General features: G+C 52.9%; 14 protein-coding genes. 1 reads left to right on the top strand and 13 read right to left on the bottom strand.

The window, feature by feature from the left end; translation table 11 throughout:
* Window positions 1–54 precede the first annotated feature (54 nt).
* Both E5331_RS11425 and E5331_RS11430 read right to left on the bottom strand, forming a co-directional pair.
* Window positions 55–1,548 carry a DUF3868 domain-containing protein gene (locus E5331_RS11425; protein WP_123484520.1) on the bottom strand — a complete coding sequence of 498 codons (1,494 nt, stop codon included), beginning with the start codon at window positions 1,546–1,548 and terminating at the stop codon, window positions 55–57.
* Between the two features lie 56 nt (window positions 1,549–1,604).
* Window positions 1,605–2,180, bottom strand: coding sequence for a DUF3575 domain-containing protein (locus tag E5331_RS11430; protein ID WP_123484519.1), 576 nt, complete (start codon window positions 2,178–2,180; stop codon window positions 1,605–1,607).
* 485 nt (window positions 2,181–2,665) lie between these two features.
* Here E5331_RS11430 and E5331_RS11435 point away from each other — a divergent pair, with 485 nt between their 5' ends.
* Window positions 2,666–2,908, top strand: coding sequence for a hypothetical protein (locus E5331_RS11435; protein ID WP_135984946.1), 243 nt, complete (start codon window positions 2,666–2,668; stop codon window positions 2,906–2,908).
* Here E5331_RS11435 and E5331_RS11440 read toward each other — a convergent pair.
* From E5331_RS11440 to E5331_RS11490, 11 genes are all read right to left on the bottom strand, one after another.
* Window positions 2,892–5,354: an endonuclease MutS2 gene (locus E5331_RS11440; protein WP_123484518.1), complete on the bottom strand. Its 2,463-nt coding sequence runs from the start codon at window positions 5,352–5,354 to the stop codon at window positions 2,892–2,894. The two genes, E5331_RS11435 and E5331_RS11440, sit on opposite strands and share 17 nt — an antisense overlap.
* A 68-nt stretch (window positions 5,355–5,422) precedes the next feature.
* Window positions 5,423–6,562 (bottom strand): universal stress protein, encoded by a 1,140-nt coding sequence (locus E5331_RS11445; RefSeq protein WP_123484517.1) that lies wholly within the window; start codon window positions 6,560–6,562, stop codon window positions 5,423–5,425.
* Window positions 6,563–6,627: 65 nt separating this feature from the next.
* A complete protein-coding gene (locus E5331_RS11450) occupies window positions 6,628–6,891 on the bottom strand; it encodes a DNA-binding protein (RefSeq protein WP_123484516.1) in 264 nt (87 codons plus the stop codon).
* A gap of 210 nt (window positions 6,892–7,101) precedes the next feature.
* Window positions 7,102–7,932: a tetratricopeptide repeat protein gene (locus tag E5331_RS11455; RefSeq protein ID WP_168355216.1), complete on the bottom strand. Its 831-nt coding sequence runs from the start codon at window positions 7,930–7,932 to the stop codon at window positions 7,102–7,104.
* Complete coding sequence (locus tag E5331_RS11460; RefSeq protein ID WP_123484514.1) at window positions 7,922–9,766, bottom strand: BatD family protein; 1,845 nt, start codon at window positions 9,764–9,766, stop codon at window positions 7,922–7,924. Before E5331_RS11460 ends, E5331_RS11455 begins: the two co-directional genes overlap by 11 nt.
* Window positions 9,767–9,820: 54 nt before the next feature.
* Window positions 9,821–10,735 (bottom strand): BatD family protein, encoded by a 915-nt coding sequence (locus E5331_RS11465; protein WP_123484513.1) that lies wholly within the window; start codon window positions 10,733–10,735, stop codon window positions 9,821–9,823.
* A 12-nt stretch (window positions 10,736–10,747) separates the two neighbouring features.
* A complete protein-coding gene (locus E5331_RS11470; protein ID WP_123484512.1) occupies window positions 10,748–11,533 on the bottom strand; it encodes a tetratricopeptide repeat protein in 786 nt (261 codons plus the stop codon).
* Entirely contained in the window at window positions 11,530–12,579 is a 1,050-nt protein-coding gene (locus tag E5331_RS11475) for a vWA domain-containing protein (RefSeq protein ID WP_135984948.1), read from the bottom strand. Before E5331_RS11475 ends, E5331_RS11470 begins: the two co-directional genes overlap by 4 nt.
* Window positions 12,580–12,656: 77 nt before the next feature.
* On the bottom strand, window positions 12,657–13,634 hold the full coding sequence (locus E5331_RS11480) for a vWA domain-containing protein (protein WP_123484510.1): 978 nt from the start codon (window positions 13,632–13,634) through the stop codon (window positions 12,657–12,659).
* A complete protein-coding gene (locus E5331_RS11485) occupies window positions 13,631–14,662 on the bottom strand; it encodes a cell wall anchor protein (protein ID WP_135984950.1) in 1,032 nt (343 codons plus the stop codon). The genes E5331_RS11480 and E5331_RS11485 overlap by 4 nt, the downstream gene beginning before the upstream one ends.
* 32 nt (window positions 14,663–14,694) lie before the next feature.
* Window positions 14,695–15,576 (bottom strand): DUF58 domain-containing protein, encoded by an 882-nt coding sequence (locus E5331_RS11490; protein WP_123484508.1) that lies wholly within the window; start codon window positions 15,574–15,576, stop codon window positions 14,695–14,697.
* Between the last annotated feature and the right edge of the window lie 58 nt (window positions 15,577–15,634).

Below are 15,634 nucleotides of genomic sequence, written 5' to 3' on the forward strand. Positions count from 1 at the left end.
TTGTTAGTAATTTGTGTTTATAATATTGTTTTATGAATTTATCTCAATTTGAATTCAATTTGAGTTCAATTTTATCTCGGTGTTAAGCATCTTGAAGTTGCTGTTCTCATTATCCATGACGTGTTGCAACTGTCGGGCTGACTCCTGTGCGGGGGCGTAGCTGCCTATATTGTTGAGCTGCTTTACTGCCTCCTCTTTCGCACCTTGCTTGGCGGCGAGGATTGCGCGGGCATATTGTGCCTCGTCGCTGTCACCTGCCTTTGTCAGATAGCGTTCCGCACTCTTCAGGTCGTTGCGCTGCATCGCGCTGCATGCGGCATTCAGGTTGGCGATCGCATCATCGGGATACATCCTGACTGCTATCTCAAACGCCTCATTATAGAGGTCGCTGCCCGGTTCCTGACTCTGTGCCGCCACGAAAAACTCCTGTAGGGAGAGATTCTGCGGAGCGGTACGCATCATTGCGATTATCTCCTTCGGGTCGGTGTAGGAGCGGATAGTGTAGTTGACGTCGTAGTCGGAATGACGCAGACCGGGATACACCTCCGTGAGAAGGAATTTGTAATCCTTAGGGAATCTCTTGCGTATTGCAGCCTCTCGTGCATCGTCGTCGCCTGTATAGAATGGGTCGGTTATCAGAGTGAGGAGTGCATCGCGGTTGGTGAGCATAACGGCTCCGGAGGGTGATGCAACGTATTCACGCAGACCTGCCCAGTCTTCCGGCTCAAAGGAGGTGGTTATGACCGACGCATCGAAATGGTAGAGACCGCGCACATAGTCGGCGAGAGTGGCTGTACGTCCCTCGGCGAGTCGCGCATTGTTGGCATAACTACCTTCGGGCGAGGCATATCCCTTGATATGGATATTAGTAATGGATAGATTCTCATCATTGCGGACGGAATCGATCGTGGCTCTGATTTTCGCGAGTTCCGACGGGTTGCGTCGGTATGACGGGAAGATCTGCGTCTTGTTGACGGGGAAGTCGATATATGCTCTCGCGCTTATCGAGCGCATCTTGACCGCCTCCGCCTTCGGCACCACGTAGGAGTATTCCGGCATGAACGTCTTGGGGGTCAGGTCGATCTGAGCCACGGGCACGTCTGCCATCTCTTTCGGCTCGCTACAGCAACCGTATTCATCGGTGGCAATCACAACGGATGCAGTCTCCATCCACGGGATCAGGGGGGCATCATACCTGTATCTCATCGGAGAATCCATCTCTCCGGCACGGTAAAGTGCCGGGGCTCCGGGAGCATCGTTGCGCAGATGGTTGTAGTATCTGTTGCGTCCGGCGATGGTGAAGGGTTTCATCCTGAGCGTGTCGGCACCATTGACGAGCATCGGCGTGTAGCACACCTCCCGATTCCCCGCCATTACAAGCCGCGAGGGATCAAACTCCATGTCGACGTAGAGCCTCGAATCAGTCTTCTCAATCTTCAATGAACTGACTTTTAAAGAATTGAAATCAGCATCACCGATTTGAGCGGCATATAATGGGCAGGCTCCCGGCAGAATTGCCGTCAGCAATATTTTGACAAATATTTTCATATTGGAATCAGTAAGCGGAATTATCCGCAGCTATCTATATTTTGGGAAGGGTGTTTTCAGAATAGATATATGAGGTTGACCGCAAGTTTTGTCGGTCCGACATAATCATGGTTAACACGGGAATCGATTTTCGTGCCACATTCGGCGCAAGGATAGACGTCGGAACGGCTGTGGATCCAGCCCAGTCCAAGTTCCGCCTCTATGTTCCAGTGGCGAGACAATATCCAGGAGTAACCGTAGGCAATGCCTGCGCCCTCCATCCAGCCTTGGTATCGCTTGGTGTCGAGTCCGTAAAGTCCGAGTGGATGCAGACCTTTCGGAAGATTGCCGAAATTGAATTGACCGGCAATGGCATGCAGACCGAAGAAATGACCTTGGAAACGGTCGCAGAGCCAATAGCGTACTTCGGGTTGCACGAGCCAGTGGCGCATACGGTGCTTGCCGAGGTTCCAGGCATTTAGATTGCCGGAGATGTCGAGCGTCCACCGTGGCGAGAGACCCGTCTCTATTCCGAGATTTGCGGTGGCGAGGGCATCGTATAGAAGATTAGTCTTCAAGGCAACCTTCTGAGCATTCATGCCTCCGACTCCGAGGAGCAGAAACATCAGAAGTGACAGTAGTTTACTTTTCATATCGTGTCGAGGTTAGCCTGTCGGGAGATAATCCGCCTGTATCCGATTCTTTGGCGATTGCCTCCCTGCATGGGGTACACCAGGAATACAGATACGACAAATTATCTCACAACAATCGGAATTGTCGCAAGATATCGCTAATCTTCTATTCGCAACTTACTATTACACTGCAAGTTACATGCTTCCGGGGGGGGGGGTAATTCCGTACCTCCGGTTTGAGGGGAGAGCTGAGAACTTAGATATCATTACTAAAGATGCCATAAAATTTAGTTTAGTTAAGCGTTTTCAGAATTTATTTAGAGAATCCATTCTACGTTGGGAGCGTAGCGTGGATGGTTTTTCAAATGGTCTTATGAAAGGAACTCGTAAGAATTTATTTGTCTTTTCATGTAGATGCTGCAAAATTATAATCTTATTTTAGAACTTGCAAATAATTTTGTAAAAAAAATTGAAAATATGTTCTTAAACATAAAATCATTAGGATTTTGACTGGCGATCCCTGCGTTCCCGACATTCCCGACGATGGAATCGCCGGGAACGGGGGACTTCGCGAAACTGCTGATACAACCGATACAACCGATACAAACCGATACAAGCGATACAACCGATACAAACCGATACAAGCGATACAAGCGATACAGACCGATACAAGCGATACAAGCGATACAGACCGATACAAGCCGATACAACCGATACAAGCCGATACAGAGCTTATGCGAGATCGATAACGGTGATGCCGGCGCCGCCGAAGCGGACGTCTTCGTCGCGGAAGGAGGCGACGTTGGGGTTGGCTTTCAGTTGCTGGCGGATGAGGGTCTTGAGGATGCCGTGGCCTGTGCCGTGAAGGATGCGGAGGCGCGAGGCGTTGAATTGCACGGCGTCGTCGAGGAAGTAGGTGACGGCTTGCAGGGCTTCGTCTGCCCTCATTCCTCTTACGTCGATCTCGTTCTTGAATTTGAGCTGGCGTTCGCGACTCTCGTCACTGGTGGAGGATGAGACGGTGAGAATTGTTGATGTGGCTGTCGGTTTCGGTTTCTGAGCGGGCTGCAGTTTGCTTAGCTCCACGATGGTGCGCAATGCCCCGAATGCCACTTCCGCTTTCTTACCACTGATGCTGAGTATCTTGCCGACCACTCCTCCATCTGACATACGCACGTAGTCATCCACCGATAGTGTCTTCTTCACCTCCGGCTTCGGAGCGGTTTTCTTCACGTTCTCCGACTTGCGGCTCTTGTGGCGCAACGGCTTGAGCACATCCGGCAACGCCTCACCTTTGGATTCCTCCTCAAGGTTGCGCTTGTAGTCCTCCAACTCCTTACGGATCTGGCGCGTGCGCTCCTTCTCTGCCTCCGCCTTCTTTATCTCGTGGATCGAACGCTCTATCTTGGCGTTGGCTCCGGCAAGAATCTCCTTCGCCTCCTCGCGTGCGGCGCGTATGATGGCGGCACGCTGCGATTTGAGATCGGAGGAGTTTGATTCGTATGTCTCCAAGAGATTGTCGAGTTTATGCTCCTTCTCCTTTATGGATAGACGCTTGTTTGCCCAATAGCGGCGGTCGCGCTGTATGTCGAGGAGATATTTATCCATGTTTACATAGTCGCTGCCCACAATCTCGCGGGCACGCTCTATGACGTCGGCAGGGAGACCGGTGTTGCGGGCTATCTCCAAGGCGAACGAGCTTCCCGGATTGCCGATGGAGAGCTGGAATGTCGGACGGAGATGCTGACGGTCGTAGAGCATCGCGCCGTTGACAAATCCCGGCTCCGACTCGGCGAAGGTCTTGAGATTCTGATAGTGGGTCGTCACCACCCCCATGCAGCCGGAGCGTCCGAGGTCGGTAAGTATCGACTGCGCGAGTGCGCCGCCGATCTGCGGTTCCGTGCCGGATCCCATCTCGTCGGCAAGTATCAGCGTGGATGCGTCGGCATGGCTGAGGAAGAATTTCATATTGGCAAGATGAGAGGAGTAGGTACTGAGGTCGTTCTCTATCGACTGCTCATCGCCTATGTCGATGAATACCCCGGAGAATATACCCATGTGGGAATTGGAGTATAGCGTCGGGAGCATGCCGCACTGCATCATGTATTGCACCACAGCCACCGTCTTCAGGCATACAGACTTGCCACCGGCATTCGGTCCGGATATTATGAGGATGCGCTTCTCGCCGCCGAGAGTGATGTCGAGCGGCACGGCTGTGCGTCCCTGCGCACGCAGGTTGAGCATCAGACCGGGATGAACGGCATGATACCACTCTATCTCCGGTTTGTCGGAGAGATTCGGCATCTCCGCGCCTGTGTCGTGGGCGAAGCGTGCCTTTGCCTTTATGAAGTCGAGACGCGCCAGCTTGCGGCACCCCTCCACTATCTCGCCGACGCATGGGCGCACCATGTCGGTGATGGAAGTCAGTATTATCGCTATCTCGCGGCGTTCATCCATCTCGAGTTCGCGCAGACGGTTGCCCGCCTCCACCACCTCCGCCGGCTCGATGAATACGGTCTTTCCCGTGGCACTCTGATCATGGACAATACCGTTAATGCTGCGCTTCATCATTGATGACACGGGGATCACGAGGCGTCCGTCGCGCAGGGATGGCGTGGCATCCTTATCGACGATACCCTCCTGAACGGCGCGGTCGAGCACGCGGCGCATAGCCCTCTGCATGGAGCCTGACGCCACCGACATTGCGCGGCGCACCTCAAGAAGTCCGGGGGATGCATTATCCTTCACTTCTCCGAACCTTCCTATGCAACGCGACACCTCCCTGACAATCTCGGGGAATGTCGGGAGCATCGCAAACTCATCGCTCAGATATGGGAAACGGCTTGAGCCGTTATCCTCCCGCTTGGAGAAGAACTCGCCTACGGCGGTCATGGTCTGTAGAGTGACCGACAGCTTCTGAAGGCGGTCTGCCGACATAAATGATCCTGCCGCCCTTATCTCCGACAGCCATGGCACAACGTCGTGAACCGTGTCGTCGGGCATATCCGAGGCGGAAGCCAACAGAGCCAACATCTCCGCCACGCATGATAATCTGCGCCTCACCTCCTCGAATACGGATGTGAAGTCCATGTTCATAGCCTCCTCTTTGCCGAGGCGTGTCTCGCAACGGTCGGTCAGCAGCTGTCGCAGTTGAGCAAATCCGACCTTCGATTCAAAATCTTTCGGAAAAATCATATTTTATCGTGACTCGCGGACCTAATCCGCGCGTTTTTAATACGCGGTTTCTCTAATCCGCGCGATTTCTATACAGGGAGAGCCAGCAATGGGAGGTCTCTCTCAAAAAGCATCTTGTGTGCTATGCCGGGATTGAACAGCCGGCTGAATACGTTTCTTTTCTTATTCGGCACTATCATCAACTGAAGCCCCGCGTTTTTCTCAAATTTCTCGAAATCCTCCCGGAAAGTCTTGGAGGGGAACACTTCAGTGGAGAATCTTGCCGTGGGATAGCTTTTGTTGAAATAATCGCATAGCCTACCCACTTTCTCCTTCACGTCGCCCCCGGCACGATCGTTGACGGGGATGAGCGTCACGTCTACCTCCGGATATGCAAACGTGCGCATCAGGATATCCATGGAGAGGATGTCATGCTGGTCAAGATTGCAGAAATAGACGAGCCTCTTCAGAGAGTCGACGGAGGTGAACCGGAAATTCTCCGGTATCGTGAAGACGGGCACCCGACAGGAATCAAGCACTTCGGCGGTGACGCTTCCCACAAGCTGCTCCCCTTTCTTCTCCACGTCGCGGGTAGCCATGACCACGAGGGTCGGAGGCGTCATGCGGCAATACTCCTTTATCGTGTCTTCGGGAATACCCTCACATACCGACACGGAATAATCCATGCCGTCAAGTCCGGCATCTTTAAGCTGACTATAGAGTTTACGTCTGAAATCCTTCATCCGCAGGTTGCTCTCACGCCTCATATCGATCGATTCCTCCACTTCCATCACGCTCTCGCCCACTATCGGGGAGAGTCCTGAATCCGACGGGTCGTCAGCCGAAAGGCTTCCGGCGAAGTATGGGGAGATATAGGCATGAAGCAGCACCGGATGCAGTTTCAGCTTGCGGGCAATCTCGAAACCCGCCTTGCATGCAAGAAGACTGCTCGGGGAGAAGTCGACGGGGATGAGGACAACAGCGTGCGACCCATCCATCTTGACATCGACCATCCCCGACTGTAAGGAATCACCGCTTTCGGTGATTTTCAATGCGATAGGGAGATCCGTCTCCTGAATTTTCACTCTCACTCCGGATGCTATTCCGGCTCCGGAAATGATCAGATTCTCAAATCTCACATGTATGCCATGGCTCTCAAGAATTTTCTTAAGGGTCAAGGCTTTTGGATACGTATGTATCGCCAGGGTAATGAATCTTGTAGTCGACATCTCTTTAATGTTAAGCGGCGCCCCGTTTTGTCCGGGACGCCGTGTGTGTTTGTTTGTTTAACAAATCAAGCCTCAGCTTGGTTCTGTTCTTCGAGAATCTTGACTGCCATGTCGTAGATTGTGGTGTCATCAAGAACCACGAGACCTCCGTCGGGACCCGGCTCTATATGCATGCCGACATTTTTGCCAAACTGATAGTTTACGCCGCCGAAATAATTGCGCACTGTCTGTACTGTAAGGTTCAGCTCGTCGGCTATACGATGTGTAGAGCCGTCGGGCAAACTGTCTTTGAGTCTGCGAAGCTCGTTGAAGGTGATTGTCTTGCTCATAGCAGATGGTATTTTTGAGGTTATACTTAAACGATTATATAAGTAACCGTCGATTTTTATTGTCTCTGCAAACCGTGTTGTCAGTTTGCGAATGCTAATTTAGACATTTTTTTGCATATTACCAAGAAAATCCGTTTTTTCTGATGTGTTTTACAACATAATTGTAATTTTCTGCACCGATTCGATATATACGGAATCTTCTCCGGCTGATTAAATTATCTGCAAATCAGAGGCTACGACCCATCCGATATAGTCGGAGTTGAGACGCACCTTATACCAGGTGACGTTGCCCTCGGCGTCCACCTCCTCCGAAAGCACCTGCACGACGGTGCCTTTGGTGAGCACCTGACCCTTGCCTTGCTCCGATTCCTTGCCGGGTTCGGTCTGGAGGGTGGTCTTGAATGCCATCAGCACCCCCTCGCTCTCATTATGGTAGGCGCGTGCGCCCATGAAGGCGAAGAGGAGGAGCACGATGCTTACGCCCAGCACGACTATGCCACCGAAGAAACCTATCTTGCGGAGAACGACACCGCGAGAGAAGATGTATAATGCCGCACATCCCACAAAGATAATGAATCCGGCAGCGGCAAATGACGCCCAGAAATTGGAGGATACATCCTCCGCCACGTATTTATGCACCGACTGGAAGAAGGATGGTTCATCCGTGCCGGTCTTGAAGCGCTTCCCTTTCTGCTCCGCCTTGTTGGCATCCTCCACACGGCTTGTCAGATAAGTGAGGTTGGCATTCACCTCGGATGAGGAGGGGTCGAGGCGATGCGCACGCTTGTAGCAAAGCATGGCGTTGCCGTAGTCGCCCTGATGGAAATAGGCGTTGCCGAGATCATATAGGAGAGCCACGGAGGTGCCATGTTCGTCGGCTACCGACTTATATAGCTGCACTGCACGCTCGTAGTCTTTCGCTTTGTAGGCTGAATCCGCCTCTGCCGTCAGCGTGGAGCCGGCGGCTGTGAAGCAGCCGGAGAACAGGGCGATAAGAAGCAGGGGCAATATCTTATTTATTGAGACGATCTTATTTTTCATTTGAGACGGTTTTATTTTTGAACGCACTTTCAAGATCATTGATTATCGCCGCGCCACGGTCGTAGACGGGCTGCATGTCGGCTTTCGTGGATGCCGGAGCATATTTTGCAAACTCGCAGTCGTCGATGAGGAGGATAAGTTTCTCTATATCCTCCGCCGGCACCCCGGCATTCTCCATCGTCGCGCTTACGTTCTGGCGGTTGAGTTCGGATGTGGGCATCTTCAGCTTGTCGCCCAAGTATCCCCAGAGTGCTGACAACATCTCGTCGTAGAACTCATCCACCATATTTTTGCGGATACAGAGGGCGGCTTTCTTCAGACGACGGCGTGCCACCTTGCTTGCCTGACGGCTCTTGACAGCAAGGAAGTCGGCATTAGCCTTCAGATAAGCACGATAGTAGGTCACGGCTCCGAGCAGCAGGAGTATCGGCAACAGATATAGCAGCCAATAGGCGAACCGCTCCACGTATGGCACGTGGGTCATTGAGAGATTATCCCCCACGGGCATGAGATCGGAATTGAATGAGAGCTTCCCTTTGGTCTGCGAACGCTCCGAACCCTTACCCTTGCCGACGTTGACGGTGTAGCCTTTCGCCACGGAGGTCTCATACTTGCCGGTCTGCGGATTGAAGTAGACGAGACTTACGGAGGGTATCTCATACGTGCCTGCCTCAAGGGGCATGAAGGAATAGTCGAACCGGGCGGTGCCGCTGACGTTGCTCTTCCCTACCGTGGCATTCACCTCCGGCGTTGGGCTATATACCTCCAACTGCGGCGGATAGAGAGCGTTAAGGTCGGGGAGCTTGACGTATTTGAGGTTGCCGGTGCCCGACACGTTGTAGACGATCGATGCCGCCTGATTGCTCATGAAGTTCTGCGACGGGAGTTCGGAGCTGATGCTGAACTGACCGACACCGCCTGAGAAATCTGCCGGCACCGGCGTTGGCAATGCCTTGACGGAGACAGTGAGATCGTTTGGCGTGACGTTGAGCTGCAATGGCTTAGCCACCGACATGCTTCCCCAGAAGGGGTCGTGGTAGTATTCGCGTTCATCGACACTGACGGTGTATTTGTTGCCGATCACTTTCAAATCGCCCGCCATCTGCGGGAAGATGATATAGCGGGCTATTATTGCCGTGGCATACGTCTTACCCTGATAGGTCTCATAGTTGAGTGATGTGGAGACGTCTTTCGACTCCTCGACCACAAACCCCTCAAACTTAGGAGCGGATGTCGCGCCAATGAATTTTATAGCGTCGTATGTGGTGTAGAGCTTGACGGTATAGACAAGAGCCTCCTGCTCGTAGGCTGATGAACGCGACACGTCAGCCTTCAGGAAGAGATTACCATCACCCTTACCGATGAATTTCGGTCCGTCGGCACTGTTGTGGCGATCTTCGGGAGTCTGATCCTGACCCTGCGGCTGCGGCTGAGACGGCACGGCGGCTGAGCCTATCGCGTAGGATACGGCATTACTCTTGACTCCCCCGACCGTGACCGGTCCGAAGGTATAGGATCCCTCCTTCTGCGCACGCAGCGTGAGGGTGTAAGTGTAGCTGAAGCTTTGGGTGGTCTTTCCGTTGACGCTCGTGAAGCGTGAGCTCTGCCCCGTTCTGTCGAAATACATCACCTTCGCGCCAGGCACGGAGGCGGGTTTCTCAGGGACGGCGTCAAGGTCGGACACTTCATAATAGATGTAGAAAAGCTCACCGACTGCCGCCTGACGTCTGCCACGTCCGGCATCGACTGTCAGTCTCACAGATGCGGCATAAGCCGACATGCCGCCGAGGAGCAGCATGATAAGGAGTGTGATATGTCTGATTTTTGTTTTCATTGTCTAAATCGGATTCTTCGGATTAAGCAGTTAATTGTGGAGCTGTAGCGCGACTTATATCTCCATCGTCACGGGCGGTTTCTCCCTTACAGATTTCCTTTCCTCCACCTCTATCTCAATGGGTTTTGATCTTGCCTTGACGTATTTCCCCTTCTCGCTGTCGAAGTAGGAAAATTCTATCGGATTCACCACGTATTTGCCGGGTTTGTCGGCTACGAATACACATTCAATCTCCAATTCGGAGCCTAATTTCCCGTGATGGATGAAATAAGACACGTTGTCTGTCATGGATTTGAATTGCAACCCTTCGCCTAATGCCGACCGGATATCGGGCAACGCGGCATCGGAGAGATCGCCGGTGCCTGCCACCGTCACCAGCAGACAGGATTCCTCGCCTGCCACGGCACCATGATGAAGGGATGCCTCCACCTCAAAATCACCTATCGCACCGGAATAGTCGGCAGGCTTTCCCTTTTCCGGAAGAGGACTGACCTGCATCGAGATGTCGGGGGCGGTCAGCTCCTCCACGGCTATCCTGTTGGTGATCATCGGACCCCAGAAGGGATCGTTGACCCTCACCTGACGGTTGAAGCCGACACGGTAGTCGCCACCCCGTATCTCATATTTCCCGGATTTCCCTGCCCCGATGAAGAAACGGTCAATGACCACAGTGTAGTAGGTCTTGCCGTCTCTCTCAATCTTGTCGATATGGGAATCGGAGGCGGAACGGGTGACTGCCAACTCTCCGAAATCAGGATTGGCAAGTATCTCCGCACCTGCCACGTCCTCCTCCGGGGAGAAAAGCACCACCTCGTAGATCAGGCGTTCCCCCTCGGTCGACCGATTACGGTCAAGACGGGTCTCAAGAAAAGGCTGATTATGCACAGTCTTCCCCTTTCCCCACACGGAGAGGGGGGAAAGCAACATGATTGTCATCATGAATATCCATATACACTTACCTTTTCCCATAACTCGCCTGCATTACCAATTCTTACGGTTGCGGTTTCTGCCACCGCTCTTATCTCCCTGATTTCCGGCAGCGACTTTCGCACGCGTCTTGTTCTCCTTATTCTCCATAGCCTGCAGAATCTGGTCTGCCGTCTGCTTGTTGATGTCCTGACGGTCTTGCTGCTGATTCTGGTTCTGTTGGTTCTGATCCTTGTTCCGGTCCTGATTCTGCTGGTTCTGGTCTTTATTCTGGTCCTGATTCTGATCCTGGTTCTGATCCTTATCCTGATCCTGATTCTGGTCTTTGTCCTGATCCTGATTCTGGTTCTGGAGTTTCAGCTGGGTGATACGCAGATTTCTGCGTGCCGCCTCATCGTCAGGGTTCAGACGGAGCGACTGCTTATAATAGTTGAGCGCGTTGGAATAGTCTTCGGAGTTAAACGCGATGTTGCCGAGATTGTAGTTGGCACGCGAGGCGAGCATCGGTTTCTCCCTGCCCATCTGCGACACCTGCTCCATCACTTTCTTACCGTTCTCGAGCATATCCTTTGCAGCCTGCGTAGTGTCAGACGGGTTGGAGCCGAGACGTATCTGCGACAATCCGAGATTGTATCTTGCCACAGCCGACGAGGGATTCTCCTTCAACGCCTGCTGATATTTCAGATAGGCGGCACGGTATCGCCCGTTGTTGTAGAGTTTGTTACCTTCGGTGATGTTGTTGCGTTCCTTACGGGTGGACTCAGCCGACTGCGCCGAGATCTCGCCGCAGCAGAATGCCATGGAAAGAAACGCGATGAATATAATCAGCTTCCCTTTCATTTCTTATCCTCCTTTTTGAAAAATGTGATTTTGTCAAGCCAGCCGATCTTGCGGTCAAGCACAAAAATATCCACTACAATCAACGCAAGGGCAAACCATACGAAGATGGCGAATAGCTCATCATGAATTGCGGAGAAACTTGACTCCAGCGCCGACTTCTTCACAGTGTCGAGCTGCTTGTCGAGCTCGTTGAGCGCGTCATTGTTGGAGGCATTGACGTAGATGCCCTTTCCTGCAGAAGCGATTTCCGTGGCAAGGTCCTCGTTAAGAGCGGTCCTGACGGGTTCGCCGGTCTCGGGGTCGATAAGGTATGCGCCGTTTCTGACAGGTATAGGCACGGGGGTGGTAGATCCGAGACCAACGACGTCGAGCTGTATACCGTTGCGTGCGGCAGTCTTTGCAGCATCCATCACGCTTTGGGTGTCTTCCAGATCCTCGGCATCGGTGATGAGGATTATCGCCTTGCCGATTTTCTTATCCTCGCTGAAGGATTTAGCTGCCATGTCGATGGCTGCGGTTATGTTGGTGCCTTGATTGTCGATCGACGATGGGTCAATGGAATTGAGAAACATCTTCGCCGACACGTAATCACTGGTCACGGGAATCAGCGTGTAGGCGTCGCCGGCATAGACAATCAGCCCCACCCTGTCGTTGTCAAGACGGTTGATGAGCTTTTCCAGAATAAGCTTGGCAGTGCGCATCCTGTCGATGCCCTTCTCATCGGCGGTGGATGAGGCAAGCATCGAGTTGCTGGCGTCAACTGCAATCACGACCTCAATACCCTCCTTTACTGTCTTCTCATCCTTGACGCCACCCCACGGGCGGGCAAAAGCTATGACCAACAGCGCGAGAGCCATCATCTCGAGAGTGAGTTTGATGGGGGGCTTGTAGGGCGACACTTCGGGCATCAACGGGGTGAGCACCCTGAGCTGTCCGAACTTATTCAGGTTCTTCCGTCGGGCATAGCGCGCCCAGGCATAGAGCACGATGAATGCCGGCACCAGGAGCAGGAGCAACAGAAGTTTGGGATAAGCAAAACTAAACATTGATATTCAGACGTTTTTATATTAATCAGACGACATTGCAGTCATCCTTGTTTCTGTTTGATTCGGTTGGAGGCGCGTCAGGGTATCCGCCGCAATATTGTGTAGCGCATCAGCAGGTAGGCGCAGAATGCGCACAGAGCGAGGAGCACCCAGGGCATGAAGTTCTCATCGGTAAGGGTAAACTTGTCGACATCGAGCACAGTTTTCTCCAGACTATCTATCTCTTCAAACACCTGACGGAGCATTTTTTCATCCGTAGCCCTGAAATATTTTCCACCGGTGAGCGAGGCAATCTCCTTGAGCGACTGCTCATCTATTTTTGTCTCAAGCGTGGTAGTGGAGAATCCGTAGGGGTCGGTGATCTGAATGGAGCCGTTTGTGCCGACTCCGATGGTGTAGACCTTTATACCCTTCTGCTTGGCTATCTGTGCCGCCGTGGAGGGTGGCACATCGCCGGCGTTGTTGGTGCCGTCGGTCAGAAGGATTATGCTTTTCGACTTTGCCTTTCCGGAGGCGATACGGTTGATCGCGCTTGTGAGACCGTCGCCTATGGCGGTGCCATCGTTAAGTTCTCCCATCTCCACCTGGCTTATGGCGTTGATGAGGGCGGCACGGTCGTTGGTCAGCGGCATGAGCGACAGGCTCTCTCCGGCAAAAACCACGAGACCCATGTTGTCGTCGGTGCGCTGGCTGACGAATTTCGACGCCACATCCTTTGCGGCGGCGAAGCGACTGGGGGTGAAATCGTGGGCGGACATACTGCCCGATATGTCGAGGGCAAGGATGATGTCGGTGCCTTCGATTCGCGATGTGCGCAGATGATCATGAGTCTGCGGGCGTGCGAGAGCCACTATCATCGCGCCGATAACCACAAGCTGCAGAGCGAATGCCACGTGCATAGCCACAGTCTTCCACGTGACGGGAAGTTTTGCCACAGGTGAAATTGTGGATATACCCAGAGAGGGGTTGGCGTTGCGGTGTTTCCATACGTACCACGCGATAAGGGGGACGTAGATGAGGAAAAGCCACAGAAGGGCGGGATGCTTGAACATCATGACTCACCTCCTTTCTTTGTCTCGGTTTTCTTTATCTCAGGATTCTGACCGTCACCCTCCTCCGCATCTGCTGCAACGACAGGGACAGGCTTGGTTTCCTCCACAAATCTGACGGCATTGTCGTAGGCTGCTATATTGTCGGCAGGCAACGGACGCACTTTTGCAAATTTTACGAAATCAGCCACACTGAGAATCTGGCGCACGTAGTCGCGCTTATCCTTGACATCGCTTGAATAGAGATGATCCATAATCTCGCGTGAGGTCATCTCCATGGCGTTTATACCAAAGCGGCGAGCAAGGTAGATTCTCAGGATATCGGTCAGACGGGTGAAGTATTCCTTCTCCATCCCCTGCTCCCAAAGATTCTTCGCCTTGAGTTCGCGCAGATCCTTTATTGCGGTCTCGTAAGGTGTAGGCTCCGGTTTCTTCTTCAGAACGGTGCCCTCTTTCTTATATCTTCTCATGCCCCACAAGAATGCGACAATGGCAAGGAGGATAGCTATTATTATCCACCAGTAATCCACCATCCAGTCAGGAAGCGCGTCAAGCACCGATTTACCCTCCGGCTCAGCCACCTGCGCAAATCCAGCGATTGGGTCGTCGGCAGTCACGTTGACGGGCACCACGTTAAGGGTCAGCGCGTTGGAGCGTGCCGAGTCGCTTTCCGACACGTAGACAAACTCCGGCAGACGGTAGGAGCCGGAATCGAATGCCTGCAACGGCACCTTGTAGTTGATCTGTATGCGGTTTGACCCGAGGTCGATGGTGTCTGCCTTGTAGGAGGTGCGCAGCTCTATGCTGTCGCCGCAGATGCCGACGTATCCCTTATTAATGTCGGCATTCCTGAAGAGCGGAAATCCACCGGGTTTACCCTTATCCTGCACCACCTCAAGGTTGAGCGTGGTGAGCTTACCCATGAGGACACTGACGGAATCGAGACGCGCGGATACCGACACCTTCGCCGACACACCCGACACGCACGCCAACGACAGGGCTATAACGGAAAAAAATCTTAAAATTCGGTTCATTTGCAATTCAAGTTTGTGGCGGAGACTGCCGGTTATCGACGTGTCCCCGCACGGTTGCGGAACAATGCCAGCAATGCTTTCACGTAGTCCTCGTCTGTAGTGACCGAAGCGAGGTCCACACCACATTTGCCGACAGTGGAGGAGAGTTTCTGCTGACGTTCGTACCATGCCTTGTCAAACGCCTTCCTCACCTTGGCGGAGGAGGTGTCGAGCCAACGGTCGGCGCCGGTCTCCATGTCGCGCACTCTCACCAGACCCACGTCGGGCAGGCGGGCGTCGCGCTTGTCGTAGACCTGTATGGCGGCAAGGTCATGCTTACGGTTGGCTATCGACATGCTGGAGAAATAGTCGTGGTTGTCGATGAAATCGCTCAGCAGAAAGGCTGTGCACCGCTTCTTGAGGGCGTTGGTCATGAATTTCAATGCCACATCGATGTTGGTGCCACGGCTTTCCGGCTTCATGTCGATTATCTCGCGTATGATGAGGAGGATATGCTTCTTACCCTTCTTTGGGGGTATAAACTTTTCGATGCGGTCGCTGAAGAATATCACCCCGACCTTGTCGTTGTTCTGTATGGATGAGAATGCCAAAGTGGCGGCAATCTCGGCTATCACCTCTTTTTTCTCGTCGCCGACAGCACCGAAATCACTACTTCCACTCACGTCGATGAGCAGCATCATGGTGAGCTCGCGTTCCTCCTCATACACCTTGACGAAGGGCTTATTGTGGCGCGCAGTGACGTTCCAGTCGATGTCGCGTATGTCGTCGCCCGGCTGATATTCCCTCACTTCCGAAAATATCACGCCTCTGCCCTTGAAGGCGGTATGATACTCTCCGGCAAAGATGTTCTGGCTTAGACCACGAGTCTTTATCTCTATTTTTCTGACTTTCTGAAGCAGTTCTTTAGCGTCCATATTTCACTGATTCTCTATTTCGGAACGGTGCTGCGGTTCCGGTTCATATTATGCGGTC

Source organism: Lepagella muris (assembly GCF_004793975.1).
Classification (GTDB): domain Bacteria; phylum Bacteroidota; class Bacteroidia; order Bacteroidales; family Muribaculaceae; genus Lepagella; species Lepagella muris.

Coding starts and splice junctions, on each gene's coding strand:
- E5331_RS11455 (WP_168355216.1), bottom strand. CDS start 7,932: ATGAAAAATAAGATCGTCTCAATAAATAAGATATTGCCCCTGCTTCTT.
- E5331_RS11460 (WP_123484514.1), bottom strand. CDS start 9,766: ATGAAAACAAAAATCAGACATATCACACTCCTTATCATGCTGCTCCTC.
- E5331_RS11480 (WP_123484510.1), bottom strand. CDS start 13,634: ATGATGTTCAAGCATCCCGCCCTTCTGTGGCTTTTCCTCATCTACGTC.
- E5331_RS11470 (WP_123484512.1), bottom strand. CDS start 11,533: ATGAAAGGGAAGCTGATTATATTCATCGCGTTTCTTTCCATGGCATTC.
- E5331_RS11440 (WP_123484518.1), bottom strand. CDS start 5,354: ATGATTTTTCCGAAAGATTTTGAATCGAAGGTCGGATTTGCTCAACTG.
- E5331_RS11465 (WP_123484513.1), bottom strand. CDS start 10,735: ATGGGAAAAGGTAAGTGTATATGGATATTCATGATGACAATCATGTTG.
- E5331_RS11475 (WP_135984948.1), bottom strand. CDS start 12,579: ATGTTTAGTTTTGCTTATCCCAAACTTCTGTTGCTCCTGCTCCTGGTG.
- E5331_RS11430 (WP_123484519.1), bottom strand. CDS start 2,180: ATGAAAAGTAAACTACTGTCACTTCTGATGTTTCTGCTCCTCGGAGTC.
- E5331_RS11425 (WP_123484520.1), bottom strand. CDS start 1,548: ATGAAAATATTTGTCAAAATATTGCTGACGGCAATTCTGCCGGGAGCC.
- E5331_RS11445 (WP_123484517.1), bottom strand. CDS start 6,562: ATGTCGACTACAAGATTCATTACCCTGGCGATACATACGTATCCAAAA.
- E5331_RS11450 (WP_123484516.1), bottom strand. CDS start 6,891: ATGAGCAAGACAATCACCTTCAACGAGCTTCGCAGACTCAAAGACAGT.
- E5331_RS11490 (WP_123484508.1), bottom strand. CDS start 15,576: ATGGACGCTAAAGAACTGCTTCAGAAAGTCAGAAAAATAGAGATAAAG.
- E5331_RS11485 (WP_135984950.1), bottom strand. CDS start 14,662: ATGAACCGAATTTTAAGATTTTTTTCCGTTATAGCCCTGTCGTTGGCG.